The following is a 22,841-nucleotide window of genomic DNA, read 5'->3' as shown; positions in this document are numbered from 1 at the left end:
GGGGGGACAATCATGCGCGCTGTCTGGATGAGAAAAAGTATCTTGTTTAAAGTGTTTTTGATTCTTCTAGGAATTAGTATGCCCTTATGGTTAGGGGTAGAGGAAGTCGGGCTTTACAGACTTATGGGGGAACTCCGTGTTGATCCGGACGGGAATACGCTGATGCTTGCAGCGTTTGTATTGGTGATGCTGAATACCATACGTGCGCTTCCGCATTATCTTGGCGCGCTGCTTTTAGGAGATGAACTGGGCTACCGGTTCCATAAACCTTGGCTGAAAGTAATTATCCCAGTATTCATCATTCCAGCCGTTTACCTGTCGATCAATTCCTACAGTCCGCTCAACTATCATTTTGGCGGACCTGCGCTGCTGCTCCTCTTGTCAATTCTTCTACTGCATATTTTGGGAAAAGGGCGTCTCCGTCCAATTTTGAAATCATTTGTGTTAGTACAAATTTTATTCGGCATCCAGTGGCTCGATACGGTAACCCTTTTATCTGCTTACGGCTTTGGAGGCGGCCCGATTTCCAGTGAATTGAAATCGATTGCCATTAATATTGATTATGGATTTACGCTATCATTATATAGTCTTATGCTTTGCAGTATCTTTGTGGTCAATGCAGTCGTCCTTGCCGTTTATTTGACTGTTTCAGAGCAAAAATGGAAAATCAGCCGTGATCTTGATATCGTACGCGGCGAGGTCATCGCATCCCGATCGGGGCGTGAGGTCCTTCACCTTGTCCATGATTTAAAGACACCGCTTGCTTTGATTGAGGGCTTGAATTCTCTGATCGAGTTGAAGACGAAGGATAAGGAAATCAAAGAGTATACAGAAAACATATCGGAATCCATCACTTCCACCAGCAATATGGTATCGGAAATTCTTTACCAGGAAAAAAAGAACTGGTGCTCACTGAAGCGTCTGATTGAATATATACGGGCAAACAAAATAGACGATCATGCGATCACTTTTACATTTGAATTGGAAGCAGACGAGCAGCTTGAACTTTTCATAAACAAAATCAGGATAACAAGAGCAGTCGTCAACCTGATTGATAACGCCTGTGATGCGGTCAGTGAAACAAATAACCCTACAGTGATTATTCGAACAGCGCTGATCGATAATGAGCTATGGCTTGGTGTGTTGGATAATGGGAAGGGGATTTCTAAGAAGGACCTGAAGAAAATCTATCAGCCGGGATTCAGTACGAAATCCCACCCTGGTGTCGGTTTGACCTTCGTTAATAATGTTATAGAGGTTCACCAGGCAAGGATGAAGATTGAGAATAGGCAGGGGAATGGAACTGCTTTTTGGATGATTTTTCCTGAGGAGGTTTTAAGGTATGAATATACTGATCATTGATGATGATCAATCATTAAGATATATGCTGCGGGAAATCTGCAAATACGCAGGCTGGGACTCAGTTGTAGCAGAAAATGGGGTGGAGGGCCTGGATAAATTCAGGGAAATCAAGCCAGATCTGGCCCTTGTTGATTACCATATGCCTGAAATGGATGGGCTGAAGACTGTGAAGAAATTAAGGGAAGAGGATATTCACACGCCGATCATTGTACTTACTGTGGATGAGCGTCAGGAAATTGCCGATCAATTTTTGCAGGCGGGAGCATCTGATTTCGCGTTGAAGCCGGTGAAAGCGCCGGATATCATAGCCAGGATTCAGCTGCACATTCGTCTTGCCAACATCCAAGAGTTCCAAAATAACGAGGTAGACGTATATACAACCAAAGGCATCAGCAAGCAGACAATGAACCACATTTCTGAATACCTGCAACAGCAGCAGGACGCTATTCCGGTTGATCAAATTTCAAAACGAGTCGGTCTTGCCTATCCGACAGTTTATCGCTATCTAATGCATCTACTGGAAATCGGAAAAGTGAAACAGACTGTCAGCCATCAGAAAATCGGACGACCTAAAAAGTTATACCAATGGTTCACAAAGTAGAGGGAGTTCTTTTCCTTGAATGAGAAACACCCTATCAAGCATCAGCTCGATAGGGCAATAGGTTAAAGAAAGTTCATTTAACTTTTATTACTACGGTTGTCAGGGGATCCAGTGTCAATTGATCTTTTGTAAGCATAAAACCGGTGGGTTCCTTTATTTTTTGCGTGCCAGCTTCGTCCCGATCCACTAACACTTTTCCTTTCCTTAAATCTACGTCGAGGGAAAGGGAACGCTTTTTATTATCTGCATTGATAAACACATAATAGGTACCGGTGTTATCCGTTGATACATTCTTATATCCGATTAACAAATCGGTCGGCTGAATTTCAGGAGCTTCTATTAAAGTTACATTCTGATTGACTGTTTCTTCAGTAGCTAGCCGGAAGGCATCACTGGACCTTCTCAAATCTATCAGTCCTTTGGTATACTGCATGGTCTGTTTTTGTAGACCATCTTCGGTCACTTTTTTCCAATCGAAATGATTGATGGCATCCGTGGAATCATAAGAGTCATGGATGAAGTAAGGATTCTTGAATGGATTCCCGTTTTCATCGACCATATAAGTCGCTTTAGCTTCTGGTACACCTTCACCGAGCCACTGTTTGGTCCTTCCGTATTCCTGACCGGCATGAAGGAAAGAAACTCCTTGGCTTGTGAGAATCATTGCATTCCCGAGCCGGATTCTCCTTTGTATTTCTTCTTCATGCTCTGCGGGATCTTTTTTGATCGATAAGGCAATGACATCATGAAGTGTAAGGTTATCATGGGCCGCAATATATTGGACGATGTCTCCAGGGTCATCCTCACTGACGTTTCCTGGCTGACCTTTAATATTCTCGAAAATCGTAGCGATATCTCGTGGACCGCCAGTAAGAAAGCGAGGTTCCCCTTCGCTGCCAAAACCTGATTTCAATTCATTACGGATTTCATCTGAAAAGACACCTGCGCTATCGGTTTCGTCCATCCAATCCTGATCAGCTGGGGTGACTTCGTTTTTTGGACCGCCATCTCCGACAAAAGTACGCCAGCCTTCCCCAATCATTAAGATATCTGGATTGATTTTCCTTGCTTCGTTATAAGCTGTCTGCACACTTTCGGCATCCAAATCACCCATTAAATCAAATCGGAAGCCATCCACTTTGAATTCTTTCACCCAATATTTCACAGAATCGACCATAAGCTTACGGGACATTTGATGGGTGGTTCCAACCTTACCTCCACCGTACCCGGTTTTTGTTTCGCCTTTTTCATTCATGAAATGGTAATAATCCGGCATAATGTTTTCCAGGATACTGACTTTCGCCGTATGGTTATAGACTACATCTAAAATGACGCCCATTTTTCTTTTATGGATCTCTTTGATCAATTGCTTAAATTCCGCAATTCTGGCTTCCGGATCTTCCGGTCGTTCGGAATACATTCCAGATAAAGCGAAGTAACTGTGTGGATCATATCCCCAGTTGTAATTATTACCTGAAGAAGAGTAGTCCATTTCACGCTCGTCATTTTCCAGTTCATCTCCAAAATAGTATTTCATGACAGGAAGGAGCTGGATGTGGGTGACCCCAAGTTCTTTTAAATAATCCAGTTTTTCAATGAATGCCGAGAACGTACCGAATTGTGCGTCCAATTCATCTGCAATAGAGGGGTCGGAAGTGAAATCCCGGACGTGGACTTCCCAGATGACAGCATCTTCTCGTTTTTCATAATCCTTGATTTTAGCAAAATGCAGCTTCGGTCCAATGGAAGACGGGTCGACAATAGCAGCTTTCCCGACGGTATCAAGGTCATTGTCGGAAGAGGCAGCCATCGATTTCGCATAGGGGTCGAGCGTAAGGTGCTGTTCTACTTCTGTGGTCACTTTATATTGATAATAGAATCCTTTTAAATTCTTCAGACCGGAATTGGAGGAATCGAGGGTGACGCTCCACACCCCATTCCTATCCTTATTCATCGGAATTTCCTCGCCAATGACCTCGTATTGGTTATGTTTATCATATAGAACGACGGAGACATGCTGGGCAATCGGGGACCACAGTTTCAGGGTTGCGGTGCCATCTTCATGCAGCGTTGCACCGAGGTCGTCTCCTTCATATGAATAATTTCTGTCAAGAAGTTCCCAGGCAACATCAACTTCGGTCTCGTTTCCTTTATAGGAAAGTGTGTAGCGTGACAAAATATCCATTGGTTTAGCAGTAGTGATCGTCAGGTTTTGTCCTGCGAGATCGATGTTTTTTAGCGTAACTTCCTGGCCGCTTTGATTCGTCAACGTCACATTTTCCGGTGAAAAATTCTCAACTACCTGGCTGATACGGGCGTTGATTTCTGTTTCGGTAGTCATTTCGGCATAAGTTAGATCCGTGGTAATGGCCGGTTTTTCCAAGTAGATATGTTCATCTCCTTGTACCAGCCAGAATTCGCGCTCCCCAGTAGAGGGGAAACTGCGGTCATTTGGCGTATCTTTTGTATCACCTTTATGTACGATGAAATTCAACCCGTTTGTAATATCAATGACTGGTATATCGACATACATTCCCCAGTCAGAATGCATGTCAAAAAGAATCGGATTTCCCCAATCGACAGTAAAATCGATGGCAGGATTGTCTTCTTGTTGATTCCATAAGTGCAGTCCCCACCCTTCATAGTTGGCATCCATCCGCTTATAGTGAATACGGACGTGCTCCTCAGGAATTGCTGGTTCTTCTATTTCTTCCGCATGACTGATTACTCCCCCGGAAAAAGATAAGGGAGCCATGGCTGTGAAAGCCAGAAAAAACATGAAACCGCCTGTTAAAGCCAGCAACTTATTTTGATACATAACTTTTTCGCTCCTTTTCATTGTGCAAACGTTTTCACTAAACTGTAACTATCATTCTAGCATACATTTTTCCATTCTGGATAAGTTATTGGAATTTTAGGAAAATAGATAGAAAAAGCATGGAATAGGTCCTATTAAGGGAAGGACGGCTGCTGCTGTCTTTATGGATAGGAAATCAAAAGGTATATTTTTTTCTTTTTTTTCTGTTTGTTTAAAAAACTTTGTTGCTTATAATGCAAGTTACAGTATTCGGACTATTGTAATATTTCAAAAATAATAGATGGGTAGTCCGGAAGTCATACAGAAAGGAGAAATATGTTATGGAACACTTTGGGATATGGTCGCTTTTGCCATCAGTTGTCGCATTGTCCCTGGCCATTGGAACGAAGCGGGTCGTGCCATCCCTGTTGGCAGGGATACTGGTCGGAACAATGATGATTGATGCGCGAGTCAACGGTATCATCCATGCCATTCTTTATTCGATCGTAAATCTTTTCGGTGCTATTGCCGGCCACCCTGCTGATCCGGATGCGGGGATGAGAGGAATGGGACTGGTGAAAGATGCCGGTCGGGCGGAGCTTGTCATTGTCGTCCTTCTATTAGGTGCATTTATTGGCGTATTAAATAAGTCCGGAGGTGCTTTTGCGTTCGGGCAGTGGCTTGCAAAGAAAGTACGTACGAAAGAAGGGGCGCAGATTTCCACGGCTGCCATGGGAAGCTCCTTGTTCACGAGTGCTTATTTCAGCTCTCTAGCAACAGGTACAGTATTCCGTCCGATCTATGATCAGATGAAAATTTCGAGGGAGAAGCTTGCATTTTATCTTGATTCGACATCTGCTCCCATCAACGTTCTTATCCCGATCTCTGGCTGGGTAGCTTTTATGGGAGCGTTGATGGTAGATAACATCCCTAGTGTCGAGGATCCGATTGTGGGTTTGGCACAGACGATTCCGTATAATTTCTATAACATTATCATTCTTATAATGGTCTTCTTATTTGCATCAGGGAAATTAAAAGATTATGGACCTATGAAACAAGCGGAAAAGCGTGCGCAGGAAATGCGGCACTATCATCAGGATGACTTTTCAAATGAAGTGGCCGCTACAAAAGAGGAATCCAATACCAAAAGCGGCAGTGTCTCAGATATGCTGGTGCCGCTGGGAATTTCGGTATTCATTTTGGTTATCCTCGGATTATGGAATTACACGCTGCCGATGTTTACGGAGGTACCGACGCTGAAATTCGGCGGTAATATGATGCTGATTATCAGCTTCAGTATCGGTATCATCATCGCCTTTTTCAAATATACGAAAAAGAATTTGATGAGCGCAAAAGAATTTTCAGATGATCTATTTGAAGGAGCCAAGTCGGTTATATTCGGCGCTGTTATCATCATACTTGCCGTAACCATTGGAGACTTGATGCGTGCCGCCGCTCCAGAAGGGACGGGTGCAGCACTATATATTGAACAAGTGGCTCAGGGTGTTATCCCTAATGCGATCATCCCGGTCTCCGTGTTCCTGATCTCTGCTTTCGTTTCATTCTCCATCGGTACTTCTTTCGGTACTTGGGCAATCATGATGCCTATTGCTGTCTCCCTGATGCTCGCAACAGGTGGGGATCCGATCCTGGCTGCTGCGGCGGTATTATCCGGCGGGGCGTTTGGAGACCATTCCAGCCCAATTTCTGATACTAGCCTGATGTCGTCGATTGGTGCAGATGTAAAGCATATGGATCACATCAATACGCAGTTACCTTACGCATTGACTTCGGCTGGTATTGCGGCAGTTTGTTTCTTGATTGCAGGGTTTATTATTTAAGTAAGTTTTTTTGAGGCTGTCCCAAAGACCTCTTTGAATGAAATACCACGAAGAGTTGATTGAAGTTTTTTTCGTATATGATAAAGAAGAATTTTTGCATTGTTGTTTGCTAGCTTGGGCAGGGAAACGATGAGACTCCTGCATGAGAGACAAGGCTGACGAGGCCCGAGGAGACTTGTCGTCTTCCCTGCGGAAAGGGAATCGTTTCCCAGCCATACTTTTCCGGTATCAACAATTAGAAAAAACTTGGCTTATAGCCAATTTCTTATGGCGAAAGCCTTAGTTTTACTTATACTTTAATCCTTTAACAAAGTTAAACTTTTTAGAAGTGTGAAAAACAAAGGGCTGCCCATAAGTCTATTTAGATTTATGGGACAGCCCTGTTTTTATGTTTCAGAAAATGTGAATAATACATATTATGGTAGGCTTTAGACAACGAAAGGAAAAGGGGTGCAAGTGGAATGAAAGTGAGAATAGAGATGACATATAAAACGCCGAAAGGCACAGAAGCGTATTTCAAATCAGAAGATATACGTGCCGGGGAAGCAGTCCTGTTGGCGGAGGATTTTGAACGAACAGGTCGGATCAAGAATGTGGTCTTTCTTGATAAGTATGATACAACGTGGACGCTTAAAGATCTAAATGAATATATCAAAGGAATAGAAACCGAGCCTCACGATATCACGGTTTATTTTGATGGCGGCTATGATTTGAAAACAAGGGAGTCAGGGCTTGGCTGTGCGATTTATTATACGCAAAACGGAAAGTCCCTGCGTCTGAGGAAGAATGCACTGGTCGAGCAGCTCGGTTCCAACAATGAAGCAGAGTATGCTGCTCTTCTCCTTGCCCTGCAGGAGCTGGAGGATCTTGGCGTCCATCATCTCCCTGTCCGGATAGTCGGTGATTCCCAGGTGGTCATCAACCAGCTGAACGGAGAATGGCCTTGTCTGGAAGAAGAACTGTCCAATTGGGCTGATCGAGTGGAGACAAAGCTTGACCAGCTTGGTATCGAACCTGAATATAAAGTTGTTTCAAGAAAGAAGAACAGAGAAGCTGACCGGCTGGCGACGCAGGCATTGGAAGGAACTGAAATAACAAGCACCAGTGAAACAAAGCACGAAGGATAAATCACGGATATATTTTCCAGACATGCTATTGATGTTTTAACACCTATTAAAAAAGAAATAGTATATAGGAAGACTTCAATAGGGGGGAGCATCAATGAGACATTTAATCGTATCCGATATCCACGGGGAAATCGGCAAGCTCGAAAAGGTACTGGGTCAGGCCGATTATAATCCGGAAGAAGATTGCCTGGTTTTACTTGGCGATTATGTGGACCGCGGCCCCCATTCAAAAGAAGTGGTCGAAAAAGTGAAAGAGCTCGTTGAGAACGATGGAGCGATTGCCATAAAAGGGAACCATGACGACCTGTTCATTCGCTCACGAGAAGATGGGGAAGCTTTGGAGTTATGGAAAATGAACGGGGCAGCAAGGACATGGAAATCTTATGAAGATTCTCCTGAAAAACTGGAGGAGCACCGGCAGTGGATGAAGCAAAATTTAAGACTATACTATGAGTCGGATGATTATATCTTTGTCCATGCTGGTCTCGAACCGAAGATAGCAGTGGAAGACCAAAAGGAGGATACGATGCTGTGGACGAGACATATGGAGCCAATCGGGCTTGGCAAAACAGTCGTTCACGGCCATACGCCAGTGGAAGAGGTCGCTTATTACAATGACCAGATCGACATCGATACAGGTGCCGCATATGGCGGTAAGCTGTCCATGCTTGAGCTGCCTAGTCATGAAGTATATCGTGTATAGCTTATTGCTTGGAAACAATTTAACTTCAATAGTAAGGAAGGAGTGAAGTCTGTGATGGGCTTCGCTTTTTTGTGTTAAGAAACATAGTGCTTGCAGGGGGATTGCTCTACTGTGCGGGACTTACTCGCTGGAAAGCCGAATATGCTCGCACAACCGCCAAATATGCTCGCCGGTAAGCCGAATACGTTCCCCAAGCCGCAATTTATGTTTGCCAGTAAGCCGAATACGCTCGCCCAGCCACAAAATACGCTCGCCCGTCCGCTTATTATACTCACCATTGTGGTTAGCTTCACCCCTGATTATCTGTAAGGAAGTAAGGCTTATGGTACAATTATCTCAGAAATAATTCAGAAATTTCGGAAGTTATCATCTTTGTGCTGAATACCTTCATGGGAAAGGAGGCTTACTAATCATGTTTCTGTTATTAAATCTTAAAAAGTATAATTATCTGCTGCGTTTACATAAAATCACGCATTATCAAAAAATTGTTTCCATCTATTTTCGACACTCCTCTTTCGAATCAGAATTAGCATAAAAAAGTACCGGAAAGAGGGGAAAACATGAATAACCAGTTTAATGAAATCACGCTTGATCATTTAATGGATACAGAAAAAATTACGAATCATGTCTGGTCATATGATGATCGCTATGTGCTTTATTCGAGTGATAAGTCGGGATGTCTGAATGCTTACCGGATAGATGTCGCCACTGGAGAAAAGAAGCAATTAACATTCCAAACAGATAATGCTGTACAAATCGCTGCATCTTTTCCTAACGATTATCGGTTCTTGTTCCACAGTGATTTAGGCGGAAATGAGCGGAGCCATATTTACATGTGGGAGTCGGATGGTACCATTACGGATCTCACGCCTTGTGAAACGGAGACAGCGGAATTTTATGACTGGAACAAGGATGGAACCAAGTTTCTATATGGTTCCAATCGCAGAAACGCCAAATTCATGGATATCTATGAAATGGATATCGAGAACTTTCAATCTAAGCGAATCTATGAAAATGACCAGGCTTACCAATTTGGCTGTGCGTCGGATGATTTCCAATATCTTGCTTTTAATAAACTGTATTCCGTCAGTGATACGAATATCTTTTTGTTTGATCGTCAGTCAGAAACGGAAACCTGCCTCAGTCCCCATCAGGGTGACGTCTTTTTTGATGCGAAGACATTTTCTCCTGATAAACGGTATCTCTTTTACCGAACGGACGAAAACTCGGAATTCACTTATCTCAACAAATACGATTTGATTACCGGGCAGGCAGAACAGTTTCACCAGGAAGTATGGGATATTTGGTATGTCCAGTACTCTTCCAAAAGCAGGTATATGTATATGGGAATCAATGAAGATGCACAAACTGCAGTGAGACTATGGAATACCGTGACGGGGGACTGGGTGGAGCTGCCGGACTTTCCAAGCGCCCAAATGACCAATGTCAAAATCTCCCCATCAGAAAAATATTTCAGCTTTTTACTTAACGGCTCCACTTCGCCTAACCATTTATATATGGTGATGCTCGCTGATGGGCAAACGAAAAAAATGGTGGATACGCTTCATCACGCTGTGGCTTCCACCGATCTAATCGAGGCAGAAGTTATCCGCTACCCATCCAGAGATGGGGTGGACATACCAGCGATTTTCTATCGCCCAAAATCGTATGACATCTAACAAAAAGCCCCTGCAATCATTTGGGTGCATGGGGGGCCTGGCGACCAGACGCGAGTGGATTACAATGCACAGTTCCAGTATTTGGCTTTACACGGCTATGCAGTGTTGGCTGTCAATCACAGAGGAAGCTCCGGTTACGGCAAGACATTTTTCAAAGCTGCAGACTTAAGACACGGGGATTTGGACGTGGCGGATTGTATCGATGCCAAACGCTTCCTCGCAGATACCGGCATCATCGATGAACAGAAAATTGGCATCATGGGACACAGTTATGGCGGGTATATCGTGTTAGCAGCTCTCGCTTTTCAGCCGAATGCTTTTCAAGTCGGAATCGATATTTGCGGAGTTTCGAACTGGGTCCGGACTTTGAAAAGTCTGCCGCCATGGTTTGAAGTAATCAAAGAAGCATTTTACAGGAAAGTAGGTAATCCTTATACGGATGAAGCTTATTTGCGAAGTATTTCTCCACTTTTTCATGCGGAAAATATCTGCAAGCCGCTACTCGTTTTACAGGGAGAGAACGATCCGCGGGTATTACAAATTGAATCAGATGAAATAGTGAAGGTGGCAAGGGAAAATAATATCCCGGTAGAATATAAGGTGTTTGAAGGAGAAGGGCATGGGCTGAACAAGAAAAAGAGCCAATTGGAAGCAAACCAGGCAATCTTGGCATTTTTAAATAGACATTTGGGAGAGCATTCCCGTTAAGGGGAAACGAGGATAATAATATAAGAAGAATAAGAGGGAGATTTATTCCAATGATTCCTTGGGGAGGGCACAATTGAAGGATAAAATATCTCCCTCTTATAATTCATTACTTCTTATAGTTAATAATTTATCATTTTTCAAACTTGATTTCTTCCAACAAACGAAGGGGATTTGTTACGACTTTAGACGGAGATTTAGTTTATTCTTCCCCAGCCAGCTCGTTAACTTGTTTCTGAGAAAGCGCACCATTATACACACGTACTTCATCCATTAAGCCTTGATAAGGGGAATCCCACCAGTTTACCCCGAGAGTGAAAATTCCATCAGAAGTAGTAAAGACATCAGGGAATCCACTTCCGGAAAAAGCTGCGTCGCCATTGATATAGATGGTTATATCCCCGTTATCAACCGTAAAGGCTACGTGGGTCCATTTATCTGCAGGTATTTTAAGTCCAGCATTCGCATCATACCATCCATTGGCAGAGGCTGCCCAGACCATGGTATTGCCGTTAACACCACTATGTCCTTGTGGTAGCAGGCTTATCCAGTTATTACGATCCGATGCCCCAAAGAACGTAGTGGTATACGTTGAAAATTGTTCCGGTTTTAACCATAAAGCCACGGAGTAGCTGCCGCTAGAAATCAATCCATCGGGTAGCTGTACACCAGATGAACCATCGAACATAGCGGCCTGTCCGGCTGTTCCGTTCACGTAGGTGATATTCCCGCCTTTCTGATCAATCCGTTCCCCAATAACAGAGCCTGTTCCAGTATTACCAGTGATATCTGCCAGGTTACCATCGAAAGGAAAATGAGCGGTTAATCCAACGGGTTTTCTAGGTAATACGACGATGGAAAAGCTCTTCGTTGCGGTGACCTCTCCGTTTGTGATGGTAGCTGTCAGTGTCGCAGAAGCTTTTTCCTCACCAGCCTCCGGGCGAGTAACAATCCCATCTTCAGTAATCACACTTGGATCAGAAGTTTCCCAGGAAATTTGTGTTTGTCTCATGCCTTCTGTAGGCAGGGAAAGGTCGTTAACAACCTCATCTGTATCTTCGAGAGTTAAGTCCTCCTTAACTGCCGCTACGATTTCTTCTGGAGTTTTCTCTTTCATTCTGCTGCCCCAGATGGACACTCCTTTTTTTGATTGTGCTGTGAACGTCATGACAAAAGATTTGGAGGTCGGATTCCATTGCCGGAGGAACACCCCCGTATATCGTTCGCCGCCGTAAAACAGTTCGGCTTTGTTATGGCCGGTTTTTTTCCAGGTGCCGTTCACTGCACCGGTAATTTTATTGTTTTTTGTCAGTCGTATGGTTTCATCTTTTTTAATAGCGGCAGAAATATCTTTGCCATGGTTGATGTATTTATAGTCGCCAATTAAGTCTTTCCTGTATACTTTATCCAGACTTTCACCGGCATAGCGATAAGGAGCTGCCACAGGCCAGCCTTCTTCATTCATGAACATCTGATGCACACGAATCTCATGCATTTCGCCTTTTTGAGGGAAACGAGAATGAAATATCAGAAATTGCTGATCTGTCTCGGAATCATAATATACGGAGTTATGTCCTGGGGAAACTTTTCCGGATCCGATACCCGTTCCTGGCTCGCCTACTTTTCGTTCGAACAGATAGTTGCCCATCAGTTTCACCCCGTATGGTTCGATGGAACGGTCATCAAACAGCGGCAGGGAAGGGTCAGCTTTCACATTTATCATCGCATTTCCTTCGGCATCATAATATGGCCCATCAGGGTTTTTCGAACGGACGACTCTCATGTTATATCCACCATGGGCATCAAGTCCACCGAATGACAGATACATATAATAATAGTCTGTTTCTGGGTTATATTGAATGTACGGGCCCTCGATCCTGCTGTGGTTTCCCCCGATAAGCTTTTTGCCATATCCTTGCCCGGGAAGGGGCTTTCCTGTCTTCGGATCCATTTCTAAAATGAAGATACCTCCGGAGTAAGAACCGTATACCATCCACAGGACACCTTCTTCATCATAAAAAACGTGCGGATCTACTGTATTGGGATGCACTTTGGCATCATAGATGGTGCCATCAGGACTGGTTTCTCCCCACATCCCGGATTTCAGAATGATCCCCAGATCTTTATATGGCCCTTCAATGTTATCGGCGACAGCCACTCCTAACGCCGATCTCGGGGAATCTCCTTTACAAGCATTGTAATACATATAAAACTTACCGTTCTCCAGCTGTGTGACATCTGCTGCCCACAGTGTATCTGTCTGAGCCCAGTCAAATGTCTCCTCTAATGACTTGGTAACATCTTCAAACAGGGGATTCTCCTTATCTGCTCCCGTAGCGACAAGCTCCCATTGCATAAAGTCTTTTGTTTTTGCTGCGGCAAGGTGAGATCCGAAAACATAAAAGGTATCTTCTACTTTAATGACAGATGGATCGTGCACGGACGCATCTTTAAATACGGGCGGAGGTTCTTCTTGGGATGGTTGTGGTTTCTTGCCGGGGGGATCTTGATGGTTATCGGCTGCATAAACAAAAGTACCAGGAAAGTTTGTAAACATTACCAATGAAGCGATTACGAAAACAGCGGAAAAGTAACTCATGCACACTTGTAAGTTGTTTCGTTTCATATTATTCTATTTTCCCCTTTCTACGGTTAAACAGGGTTTGTTTCCATACCTGAAACAGAATACGACCGTACCAATTCTTAGAATAATAAAGTTAGAGAAATTTAATTTATTTCCTGCGCTATCCTCCTTTCCTTCATTGTAACCATTGGCTTATAGGGATATAACGATAGAATCAAACTACTATAAATATTCAAAATTATCAATAAATTAACGAAAATTTGTGGTAAAATAATTAAATGTACGTATATGTTGTTGGTTTTAGGCTCCGGAAAATAGGAGGATGATAGCTTTAAAGTCTTGCAGTTCGTTTTATGGATATTTATCAAAACAAATGGAGGGTGGAGGAATTCAATTGCAAAACGTCAGCACTTACAAAATGAAGGCTGCCGAAGTTACCGATCCATTTTGGCAGAAGTATATGGAAATTGTTCGTGAAGAGGTTATCCCCTACCAATGGAAAGCGTTAAATGACGATGTCCCAGATGCTTCTCCAAGCCATGCTATCGAGAATTTTCGAATTGCTGCAGGGGAAGCAAGCGGTGAATTTTATGGAATGGTCTTTCAGGATAGTGATGTCGCCAAGTGGCTGGAGGCGGTTGCCTACAGCTTAGAAAACCATCCCGATCCTTCCTTGGAGGAAACGGCGGATGAAGTGATCGATTTGCTGGAGAAAGCCCAGGGGGAAGACGGATATTTGAATACGTATTATACGATCAAAGAGCCGGAGAAAAGATGGACAAATTTGCGCGATAACCATGAACTATATTGCGCCGGCCATTTAATGGAAGCTGCGGTTGCGTATTACCATGCAACAGGTAAGCGGAAGTTTTTAGACATCATGTCCAAGTACGCCGATTATATCGATTCCGTTTTCGGGAGAGAAGGGGATAAAATACCGGGTTATCCTGGGCACCAGGAAATTGAACTTGCTCTGATAAGGTTATATCAAGCTACCGGGAAGGATAAATATTTGAAGCTGAGCCAGTTTTTTATTGAAGAAAGAGGGAAGACACCGCATTATTTTGACATAGAAAAAGAAGCACGGGGAGATACCAGCCGATTTTTCTGGGACAACAGCTATGGATACCATCAGGCCCACCTGCCTGTAACTGAACAGCAGTCTGCAGTAGGACATGCCGTAAGAGCTGTATATATGTATTCCGCAATGGCTGACTTGGCTGCGATTACAGGCAGCAGTGAACTTACGGACGCTTGCAAAACCTTATGGAAAAATGTTGTGCAGAAACAGATGTACATTACTGCTGGTATAGGTTCCATGGAGTTCGGCGAAGCATTTTCGTCTGACTATGACTTGCCCAATGATGCCTCTTATACCGAAACCTGTGCGTCCATCGGGTTAGTATTCTGGGCTAAGCGGATGCTTGGCGTGGAAGCCGATGCCCAATATGCGGATGTGATGGAAAGAGCCTTGTATAACGGGACCATCAGTGGCATGGATCTGGACGGCAAAAGATTCTTCTATGTCAACCCACTTGAAGTGACGCCTGAGATGAGTCGAAGAAAAGATAAACGGCATATAAAGCCTGTCAGGCAAAAGTGGTTTGGCTGCGCTTGCTGCCCGCCAAATTTGGCCAGATTAATCTCTTCCCTTGGCCATTATATCTACTCGCAAAAGAATGACATTGTCTATGTTCATTTGTATATCGGAAGTAAGCAGCAGGTAGATGTTCAGGGTCAGAAAGTAGATATTGTCCAGGAAACCAACTATCCATGGGATGGGGAGATTAATCTCACTGTAAATCCGGAACAAGAAGAAGTGTTTACGCTGGCATTACGACTCCCTGGCTGGTGTAACGATGCAAGCCTTACGGTGAACGGGGAAGAAATCAGGCAGGATGCTGTCCTTGAAAAAGGTTATTTCTATCTTCGCAGGGAGTGGAAAAGAGGAGATCATGTCCACCTGAAGCTGGCCATGCCAATCGAGCGTATCCAAGCTCATCCAAACGTAAGGGAAAATGTCGGGAAAATCGCCCTGCAGCGTGGCCCGTTGGTTTACTGTGTGGAAGAAGTGGATAATGGCGCCAATCTGCACAATCTTTTTCTTCCTAAGAACGCAAAGCTTTCAACTTCTTTTGATCCGGATCTTTTAGGAGGGATTACGGTCATCCATGGAGAAGCGGAAAGGCGTGATGAGGCATCCTGGGGTGAGGATCTTTACAGTAACACACATGCTTCCACCATACCCGCCCCCATAAAGGCAATCCCGTATTACTCGTGGTGTAACAGGGAGCCTGGAGAAATGCTGGTTTGGATGAACGAAACCATATGAATATAGTGTGTTTGCTTACCAAATGAATGTATAAGCGGAAAAAGGCCACCTGGATTGTTTTCTGGTGAGCAAAGGATGGAATCAGATGAAAGGGAATAAACAAATTGCCTTTCTCAAGGCATTGCAATTTATGCATTTTGGGGGAAAGGCAGTCATCCTGCCTTATCTTCCTCTATTTTTACGTGAGCAAAGTTTCTCTTCCGTGGAAATAGGAACAATTATGGGGGTCGCGCCGCTGATCAGTATCGTAGCCCAGCCATTTGTCGGCTTTGTCAGTGACAAATACAAAACCATAAAATACTTGCTCATTATTATGTATATGGGCGTGATAGCCGCCAGCTTTGGCGTTTTCTTTCAGGAGAATTTCTGGATCGTATTTCTTTCCTTCCTCTTGTTTCATTTTGCTTTGTCTCCTTGTACCCCGTTAATTGACAGCATGACGATAAAAACACTAGGTCCTGATCGGAAGCAATATGGAAAAATCAGGTTGTGGGGTTCCATTGGGTTTGCATTAACGGCGATCACATCCGGTCCGATTCTGATGTTGGCAGGTATCGGTAATCTCTATTTGCTGTTATGGGCGAGCACGTTATTGACTGTTTTTTTAGTCTTATTTTTAAAAAATACCAGACAGTCATCGAATAAGGTCAGTCTGAGAGGAATTGGTGAAATACTGCGAAACGCTCCGTTCCTTACGTTTTTACTATTGTGTTTGTTGATCATCATTCCGCATCGTACCAATGATACGATGCTTGTATTGCATTTGGAACATTTAGGTGCTGCAGCCACGATGATAGGTATGGCATGGGGATTTGCAGCAATCAGTGAGGTACCCGTTTTTTACTTTTTGTCCAAAAGGGTCATGGATTACCATCCTCTCCTTTTACTTGGAGTCATTGCTTCTCTCTACACGATACGCTGGCTCCTGTATGGTTTGATCGATTCCCCGGCTATCATTACACTGCTCCAGTTCTCCCAGGGAATCACGTTCGGACTTTTTTGGCTGGTGGCTCTGCAGACGACTGTCAGTTACATCCCGGATCACCTGAGAAGTACCGGCCAGGCTATTCTGACTTCCGTCTGTTTTGGACTTGGAGGGGCACTGGGTGGAACAGTCGGTGGAAGCATTTTCGATCATTTCGGCTCTTCGGTGTTGTATCAGCTGATGGCATTGGTGACCTTTGGAGCTGTTATATTAATTGTCTTTCACTACCGTGCCGCTGTTCGTCCGAAGACATCCATGAAAGTAAAACACATGCACCACCGGTGAATTATAAGTTTTAAAAATATAAACTTTGTGAATATGGAGGAGAAAAATGAAAAATACGGTTTATATTAATACGGATATCCGTAAAGGGAAAATAAACAAAAACATTTATGGACATTTCTCAGAACACTTAGGGCGATGTATATATGAAGGTATTTGGGTCGGAGAGGATTCTCCTATTCCAAATGAAAACGGAATACGGACAGATGTCTTAAACGCATTGAAGCAAATACAGGTGCCTGTCTTACGGTGGCCTGGAGGATGTTTTGCCGATGAATATCATTGGAAAGACGGAGTAGGACCAAGGGAAGACCGGAAAAGAATGGTCAATACACATTGGGGAGGCGTGGTGGAAAATAACCACTTTGGAACGCATGAATTCATGATGCTGTGTGAAATGCTCGGCTGTGAACCTTATATATGCGGAAATGTTGGAAGCGGGACCGTCCAGGAGATGTCAGAATGGGTCGAGTATATGACCTTTGATGGCGAGTCTCCTATGGCCGGCTGGCGGCAGGAAAATGGCAGAAAGGATCCATGGAACTTAACCTATTTTGGCGTTGGAAATGAGAACTGGGGCTGTGGGGGGAATATGCGGCCGGAATATTATGCCGATCTATACCGCCGCTACCAAACCTATGTACGTAATTATGGAGATAATAAGATTTATAAAATTGCCGGTGGACCAAACGTAGATAATTATCATTGGACCGAGGTACTAATGAAAGAAGCTGCACGATACATGGACGGTCTCAGTCTTCATTATTACACAATCCCCGGTGACTTTTGGGAAGAGAAAGGTTCAGCTACTGATTTTTCCGAAGATGAATGGTTCACGACTATGAAAAAGTCGCTTCATATGGATACGCTTATTACAAAGCACAGCACGATTATGGACAAGTATGACCCAGAACAGCGGGTCGGATTGATCATTGATGAATGGGGTACCTGGTTTGATGTGGAGGAAGGGACGAACCCAGGTTTCCTTTATCAGCAAAACACGATTCGGGATGCACTTGTTGCAGGTCTGCATTTTAATATTTTCCATAATCACTGTAACCGTGTCCAAATGGCGAACATCGCCCAAACAGTGAATGTCCTGCAATCGATGATTTTGACAGAAGGGGAAAAGATGCTGCTTACCCCTACGTATCACGTATTTGATATGTATAAAGTCCATCAGGATGCCGATCTATTATCTGTTGAAACGAATACGGACACTTTTGCAAATGACGGCGAAAAAATACCACAAGTCAGCATTTCCGCTTCCAGAGATAGCGACAATAACATCCATATCAGCCTATGCAACGTGGATAACAAAAGAGAAGCTGAAATAGAAATGGAGCTGCGCGGCTGGAGCAAGGAAATTGCTGAGATAGCAGGAAAGATCTTATATGCCGATGAAATGAGTGCCCATAATACCTTTGAACAGCCAAATGCTGTCCAACCGACAATGTTTGAAAACTTAACCGTCCAAGGAAATAAAGTAAAGGCTGAATTGCCGCCAATGTCAGTAGCCGTGTTGAAAATAGAAAATAGAGGCGAGTCACAATGACAGTCAAAAGTCCTTGTAAAGGCTGCTCAGAAAGCGTCAAGGTAACAGAAGAAAGCATCCAGCAATCTTTGTCAGATATACAAATAAAAAAATCACAGACTGTTTCTGAACATGTGTATCAGGAGAGATTAAGCAAATGCAATACTTGTTCTTCCCTTCAATATGGAACCACATGTATGCATTGCGGCTGTCTAGTTCGCTATCGTGCTAAATTTAAAAATAAAAGCTGCCCTTACCCCGGGGAAGCTAAATGGTAAAGCACCAGGAAACAGGATACTCGATCTAGCCTGATGATCGTCCCCCCAAACCAGTGTGTACCGCAGACTTACGGTACATACTGGGTTTTTTGATTTATACAATAGACTCAGACTTGGGATACCTGTAGGGAGGAGGAATGGAAAAGTGATCAGCCAAGATGCTATAATGGAGGAGTGTATCGTATTTTTTGTACGGATAAGTTGACCATACTTTCTACTGGGGGATTACATGGAAACGAAATACAATATTGTAAAACAAGCGATCATGTCAAAAATATTAGACGGAACTATACGCCCAAACCAAAAGATTAGTTCAGAAACAGAATTAATGAATGAATTCAATGTAAGCCGGCATACGGTCCGCTTAGCCATTGGAGACCTCGTGACCAGGGGGTGGCTTTACCGGACGCAGGGAGCAGGGACGTTTTGTGCCGATCGATTACATAACGAAAGTAACACAAACAGTGACAGCGCCAAAACGATTGCGATTATTACCACCTATATATCCGATTATATTTTTCCATCAATCATCAGGGGAGCAGAAGCATATTTGAGTGAAAATGGCTATCATGTCACCCTCTTCAGCACTAATAATAATCATGATGATGAAAGGAAGTTTCTTGAAAAAGTCATCTCCCGTCAATTTGACGGCGTTATTGTAGAGCCGACACGAAGTGCTTTTTCCAACCCGAATATTAAATACTACTTGAACCTGGAGCGCTTAAAGATCCCATATCTCATGATTAATGCCTATTATGATGAACTGGAACCAATCAGCCTGACAATGGATGATGAAAAAGGCGGCTTTCTGCAGACAGAACATCTAATTAAACAGGGTCATCGTAATATTGTCGGCTTTTTTAAGACCGATGATATTCAAGGGACAAAACGGATGAAAGGCTATTTGAAGGCACACCGGACTTATGAAGTTCCACTGAATCCTAATCATATTATCACTTATAACACCGCTGAAAAGAAGGACAAGCCAACAGAAGAACTAAGAAAACTATTGGCGAAAAACAATCAGGACACACCAACAGCTATTGTCTGCTACAATGATGAACTGGCCATCAATTTATTGGATGTAATTAGGGGTATGGGCCTGAAAGTACCGGATAACATTTCTATTGTAGGCTATGATGACTCCTTTTTATCCAATGTATCGGAAGTGAAGCTGACGACTGTGGAGCATCCGAAAAGCGAGATGGGAAAAGCAGCAGGCAAAGTTATCATAGATTTAATCAAGGACAAGAACAAAGCCGAAGGGAAAATTGAATCGATTGTCTATGAACCTAAACTTATCGTAAGGAATTCGACAAAAGAACTGAAAGAATAGAAAAAGGGCTGCCCCAAAAGTCCGCTTTGAAATAAAAAACCACGTAGAAATTGATTTTTCTTCGTGGTTTTTTTGTGGGGAAACTCCTGTTTCTCCGCAAGTTTTTTTCTTGCCGACAGGAGATAAAGCCCCTTCCCTTTCCGCGGACGTGCGCCCGAGCTTCCTCGCGAAACCCACGCTCGGCGATCTCGGCTCACTCGTTCTTCCGCAGGAGTGGAAGGGGCCTCGCTCCTTGGAATTTCTTTAAGATAGAAAAAGACTCTCCTTCACCTAGCTCACCCTGGCTAGATGGAGGATAATCTTTTTCATGTTTTGGCAGGCAGCCGTCATCAGCGGCTGTTCCTTCACTTTCTCTTTTCCACGCAAGCGGCAATAGCGCAGCTTATTTCCACTATGAAAACAGGCGATTCCGCTTTTGGTTTTATTTTTAAGGATTCTATGCCCTCTATACCTTCCTGAGGTTTTTTGTATTAGTATTGCAAAGGGTAATCACCTTTTTAAAATTGGCTGCAGTTAAAGTTTATAACTATATATGGTTATATCATGGTTGATTTCACGATGAGCGAGTGGCGGTGACGCCTGCGGGAACAGCGCGAGCCGAAGATCCACTTGGTCAAGTGATTTTCTTGACCAAGAAGGCTTGAGGCCGTGCCCGCGGCAAGCATCCGCCGACGAGCGATTCGTGACAGAAAAGGCTAACCCAATTAGTCTATTGCAGACTTGTGGGATAGCCCTTTTTCTTATGCGTGAAAACTCTTTAAAGATGAATCATTACCTATCAAATAGCAGACCATATTTTAATAGATCAAATATATTAAATATTCAAAAAACGATTGAAATATCGAAATTACTTATATATAATCAAATTATACAACTTATACGTACCATTTTTATTTAAATGGTTAAGTTATATGTTCGTACATAGGGGATAATGGTAACTCGTTGTGTTTATGTAATCAGCAAATCTTTTCATTATTTCTTTTTGAAAGCGTCTACATTAACGATTGTCAAGGGTCAGATGAAGAAGGGAACATATGAAAAGTTGTAGATTAGTTAAATGGGAAGTTATTGAAAAAGCTATTAATAAAGGAGTGGTTTTGTGGCTGAACAGTTGAAGGCCAACATGATCTTGGACAAAAACTATCAGATTGCCAAAGTTGATGACCGAATCTATGGATCGTTCATCGAACATTTAGGCCGAGCGGTTTATGGAGGTATTTATGAACCAGAACATCCGGAAGCAGACGAGCAAGGGTTTCGAAAAGACGTTATCGACCTTGTGAAAGAATTGCGGGTTCCTATCGTAAGGTACCCCGGTGGCAATATGGTTTCTGCTTATAATTGGGAGGATGGTGTTGGACCTAAAAAAGAACGGCCGAAGAGGTTAGAACTTGCCTGGCGGACAATAGAAACAAATGAAGTAGGCACGAATGAGTTTGCTGAATGGGCAAAAAAAGCAGGCGCTGATGTCATGATGGCTGTGAATTTAGGAACAAGGGGCATTGATGCAGCGAGAAACCTGCTGGAATATACCAACCATCCTGAAGGAACTTACTGGAGTGAACTTCGAAGATCCCACGGATATGAACAGCCGCATAACATCAAAACCTGGTGCCTTGGCAATGAGATGGATGGCCCGTGGCAGGTCGGACATAAGACCGCCTATGAATATGGAAGAATTGCGCAGGAGACCGGAAAAGCTATGAAGCTGGTCGACCCGACAATTGAATTGGTGGCATGTGGAAGCTCCAATACAGGGATGCCGACATTTCCGGAATACGAGGCGACAACACTCGATATCGCCTATGACCAGGTCGATTACATCTCACTCCATCAATACTATGGAAATTATGAAAATGATCCTGCAAACTATTTGGCGAAAAATATGGATATGGACCACTTTATTAAAACGGTTATCTCCACCTGCGATTACATAAAAGCAAAACACCGCAGCAAGAAGACAATAAACCTTAGTTTTGATGAATGGAATGTCTGGTATCATTCCAAAGAGTCAGACAAACAAATCGAACCATGGCAAGTAGCCCCTCCACAGCTTGAGGATCATTATAACTTCGAAGATGCCCTTTTAGTCGGAAGTATGCTGATAACATTTTTACAGCATGCCGATCGAGTGAAAATGGCTTGTATGGCTCAATTGGTGAATGTTATAGCGCCGATCATGACTGAAAATAACGGACGATCCTGGAAACAGACGATTTTCTACCCTTATATGCATGCATCAGTTTATGGAAGAGGAATTGCGCTGAAACCGATTCTCTCCTCACCGAAATATGACAGTAAGGAGTTCACTGATGTCCCTTATATCGATAGTGCAGCTGTTTACAATGAAGAAAAGGATGAAGTGACATTATTCATGGTGAACAAACACCTGGAAGAATCGATTACGGTGACGAGTGATGTAAGAAGCTTTGAAGAATACAGACTGCTGGAACATACCGTCCTTGAACATGACGATTTGAAAGCGGTGAATACAGCTGCCGAACAGGCGGTCCAACCGCACAAGGAAGGAACATCCACTTTAGACAACGGCATACTGGAAGCCAGACTGCCGAAAACATCCTGGAACGTCATTCGTCTTAAAAAGGCATAAATGTCTATCGGCAATATTATCTCAAGGGACATGGGTACCTCCCTTTGTTCCTTGAGAAATCCACATAATTGGAGGAGGTTCACA

The 22,841-nt window shown here is 43.4% G+C and carries 16 protein-coding genes and 1 pseudogene; 15 read left to right on the top strand and 2 right to left on the bottom strand.

Going from position 1 to position 22,841, the window contains the following annotated elements; all coding sequences use genetic code 11:
- Positions 1 to 12: 12 nt before the first annotated feature.
- The gene (locus tag JOC33_RS10180; protein WP_239534081.1) at positions 13 to 1,362 is read left to right on the top strand and encodes a sensor histidine kinase; all 1,350 of its coding nucleotides are present in this window, start codon (positions 13 to 15) and stop codon (positions 1,360 to 1,362) included.
- A complete protein-coding gene (locus JOC33_RS10175) occupies positions 1,343 to 1,963 on the top strand; it encodes a response regulator (protein WP_205092365.1) in 621 nt (206 codons plus the stop codon). Before JOC33_RS10180 ends, JOC33_RS10175 begins: the two co-directional genes overlap by 20 nt.
- Positions 1,964 to 2,036: 73 nt before the next feature.
- Here the strand turns inward: JOC33_RS10175 and JOC33_RS10170 are convergent, their stop codons facing one another.
- Positions 2,037 to 4,781 carry a pullulanase gene (locus JOC33_RS10170; RefSeq protein ID WP_205092364.1) on the bottom strand — a complete coding sequence of 915 codons (2,745 nt, stop codon included), beginning with the start codon at positions 4,779 to 4,781 and terminating at the stop codon, positions 2,037 to 2,039.
- A 308-nt stretch (positions 4,782 to 5,089) separates the two neighbouring features.
- Between JOC33_RS10170 and JOC33_RS20565 the strand changes: the two are divergent.
- From JOC33_RS20565 to JOC33_RS10140, 7 genes and pseudogenes are all read left to right on the top strand, one after another.
- Positions 5,090 to 5,689 (top strand): annotated as a pseudogene (locus JOC33_RS20565) (Na+/H+ antiporter NhaC family protein); the annotation flags it as partial.
- Positions 5,663 to 6,601 (top strand): Na+/H+ antiporter NhaC family protein, encoded by a 939-nt coding sequence (locus JOC33_RS20560; RefSeq protein WP_338054504.1) that lies wholly within the window; start codon positions 5,663 to 5,665, stop codon positions 6,599 to 6,601. The pseudogene JOC33_RS20565 and the gene JOC33_RS20560, both read left to right, overlap by 27 nt.
- Positions 6,602 to 7,062: 461 nt before the next feature.
- Positions 7,063 to 7,728 (top strand): reverse transcriptase-like protein, encoded by a 666-nt coding sequence (locus JOC33_RS10160; RefSeq protein ID WP_205092362.1) that lies wholly within the window; start codon positions 7,063 to 7,065, stop codon positions 7,726 to 7,728.
- A gap of 94 nt (positions 7,729 to 7,822) precedes the next feature.
- On the top strand, positions 7,823 to 8,431 hold the full coding sequence (locus tag JOC33_RS10155; protein WP_205092361.1) for a metallophosphoesterase family protein: 609 nt from the start codon (positions 7,823 to 7,825) through the stop codon (positions 8,429 to 8,431).
- Between the two features lie 111 nt (positions 8,432 to 8,542).
- Positions 8,543 to 8,740 carry a hypothetical protein gene (locus JOC33_RS10150; protein ID WP_205092360.1) on the top strand — a complete coding sequence of 66 codons (198 nt, stop codon included), beginning with the start codon at positions 8,543 to 8,545 and terminating at the stop codon, positions 8,738 to 8,740.
- Positions 8,741 to 8,991: 251 nt separating this feature from the next.
- Positions 8,992 to 10,110: a TolB-like translocation protein gene (locus JOC33_RS10145; protein ID WP_205092359.1), complete on the top strand. Its 1,119-nt coding sequence runs from the start codon at positions 8,992 to 8,994 to the stop codon at positions 10,108 to 10,110.
- A gap of 15 nt (positions 10,111 to 10,125) precedes the next feature.
- Positions 10,126 to 10,818 (top strand): alpha/beta hydrolase family protein, encoded by a 693-nt coding sequence (locus tag JOC33_RS10140; RefSeq protein ID WP_338054503.1) that lies wholly within the window; start codon positions 10,126 to 10,128, stop codon positions 10,816 to 10,818.
- Between the two features lie 199 nt (positions 10,819 to 11,017).
- On the opposite strand, the gene JOC33_RS20555 is transcribed toward JOC33_RS10140, so the two are convergent.
- The gene (locus JOC33_RS20555) at positions 11,018 to 13,441 is read right to left on the bottom strand and encodes an arabinan endo-1,5-alpha-L-arabinosidase AbnB (RefSeq protein WP_275576985.1); all 2,424 of its coding nucleotides are present in this window, start codon (positions 13,439 to 13,441) and stop codon (positions 11,018 to 11,020) included.
- A 376-nt stretch (positions 13,442 to 13,817) separates the two neighbouring features.
- Between JOC33_RS20555 and JOC33_RS10130 the strand changes: the two genes are divergently transcribed.
- The 6 genes from JOC33_RS10130 (at position 13,818) to arfA (ending at position 22,757) form a co-directional block, all read left to right on the top strand.
- A complete protein-coding gene (locus tag JOC33_RS10130) occupies positions 13,818 to 15,731 on the top strand; it encodes a glycoside hydrolase family 127 protein (RefSeq protein ID WP_205092502.1) in 1,914 nt (637 codons plus the stop codon).
- A gap of 85 nt (positions 15,732 to 15,816) precedes the next feature.
- Positions 15,817 to 17,001, top strand: a complete 1,185-nt coding sequence (locus JOC33_RS10125) for an MFS transporter (RefSeq protein WP_205092357.1) — start codon at positions 15,817 to 15,819, stop codon at positions 16,999 to 17,001.
- A 46-nt stretch (positions 17,002 to 17,047) separates the two neighbouring features.
- Positions 17,048 to 18,553, top strand: coding sequence for an alpha-N-arabinofuranosidase (locus JOC33_RS10120; protein WP_205092356.1), 1,506 nt, complete (start codon positions 17,048 to 17,050; stop codon positions 18,551 to 18,553).
- Complete coding sequence (locus JOC33_RS20305) at positions 18,550 to 18,810, top strand: DUF6171 family protein (RefSeq protein ID WP_239534080.1); 261 nt, start codon at positions 18,550 to 18,552, stop codon at positions 18,808 to 18,810. The genes JOC33_RS10120 and JOC33_RS20305 overlap by 4 nt, the downstream gene beginning before the upstream one ends.
- Positions 18,811 to 19,039: 229 nt before the next feature.
- Entirely contained in the window at positions 19,040 to 20,146 is a 1,107-nt protein-coding gene (locus JOC33_RS10115) for a GntR family transcriptional regulator (protein WP_205092355.1), read from the top strand.
- Positions 20,147 to 21,245: 1,099 nt separating this feature from the next.
- Positions 21,246 to 22,757 carry an arabinosylfuranosidase ArfA gene (arfA, locus tag JOC33_RS10110; protein WP_338054498.1) on the top strand — a complete coding sequence of 504 codons (1,512 nt, stop codon included), beginning with the start codon at positions 21,246 to 21,248 and terminating at the stop codon, positions 22,755 to 22,757.
- Positions 22,758 to 22,841 lie beyond the last annotated feature (84 nt).

It is taken from the genome of Thalassobacillus pellis, assembly GCF_016908295.1.
In the GTDB taxonomy this organism is placed as follows: Bacteria; Bacillota; Bacilli; order Bacillales; family Halobacillaceae; genus Thalassobacillus; species Thalassobacillus pellis.
The sequence above is the reverse complement of the archived record's forward strand: the minus strand, read 5'-3'. Positions and strand labels throughout refer to the sequence as shown.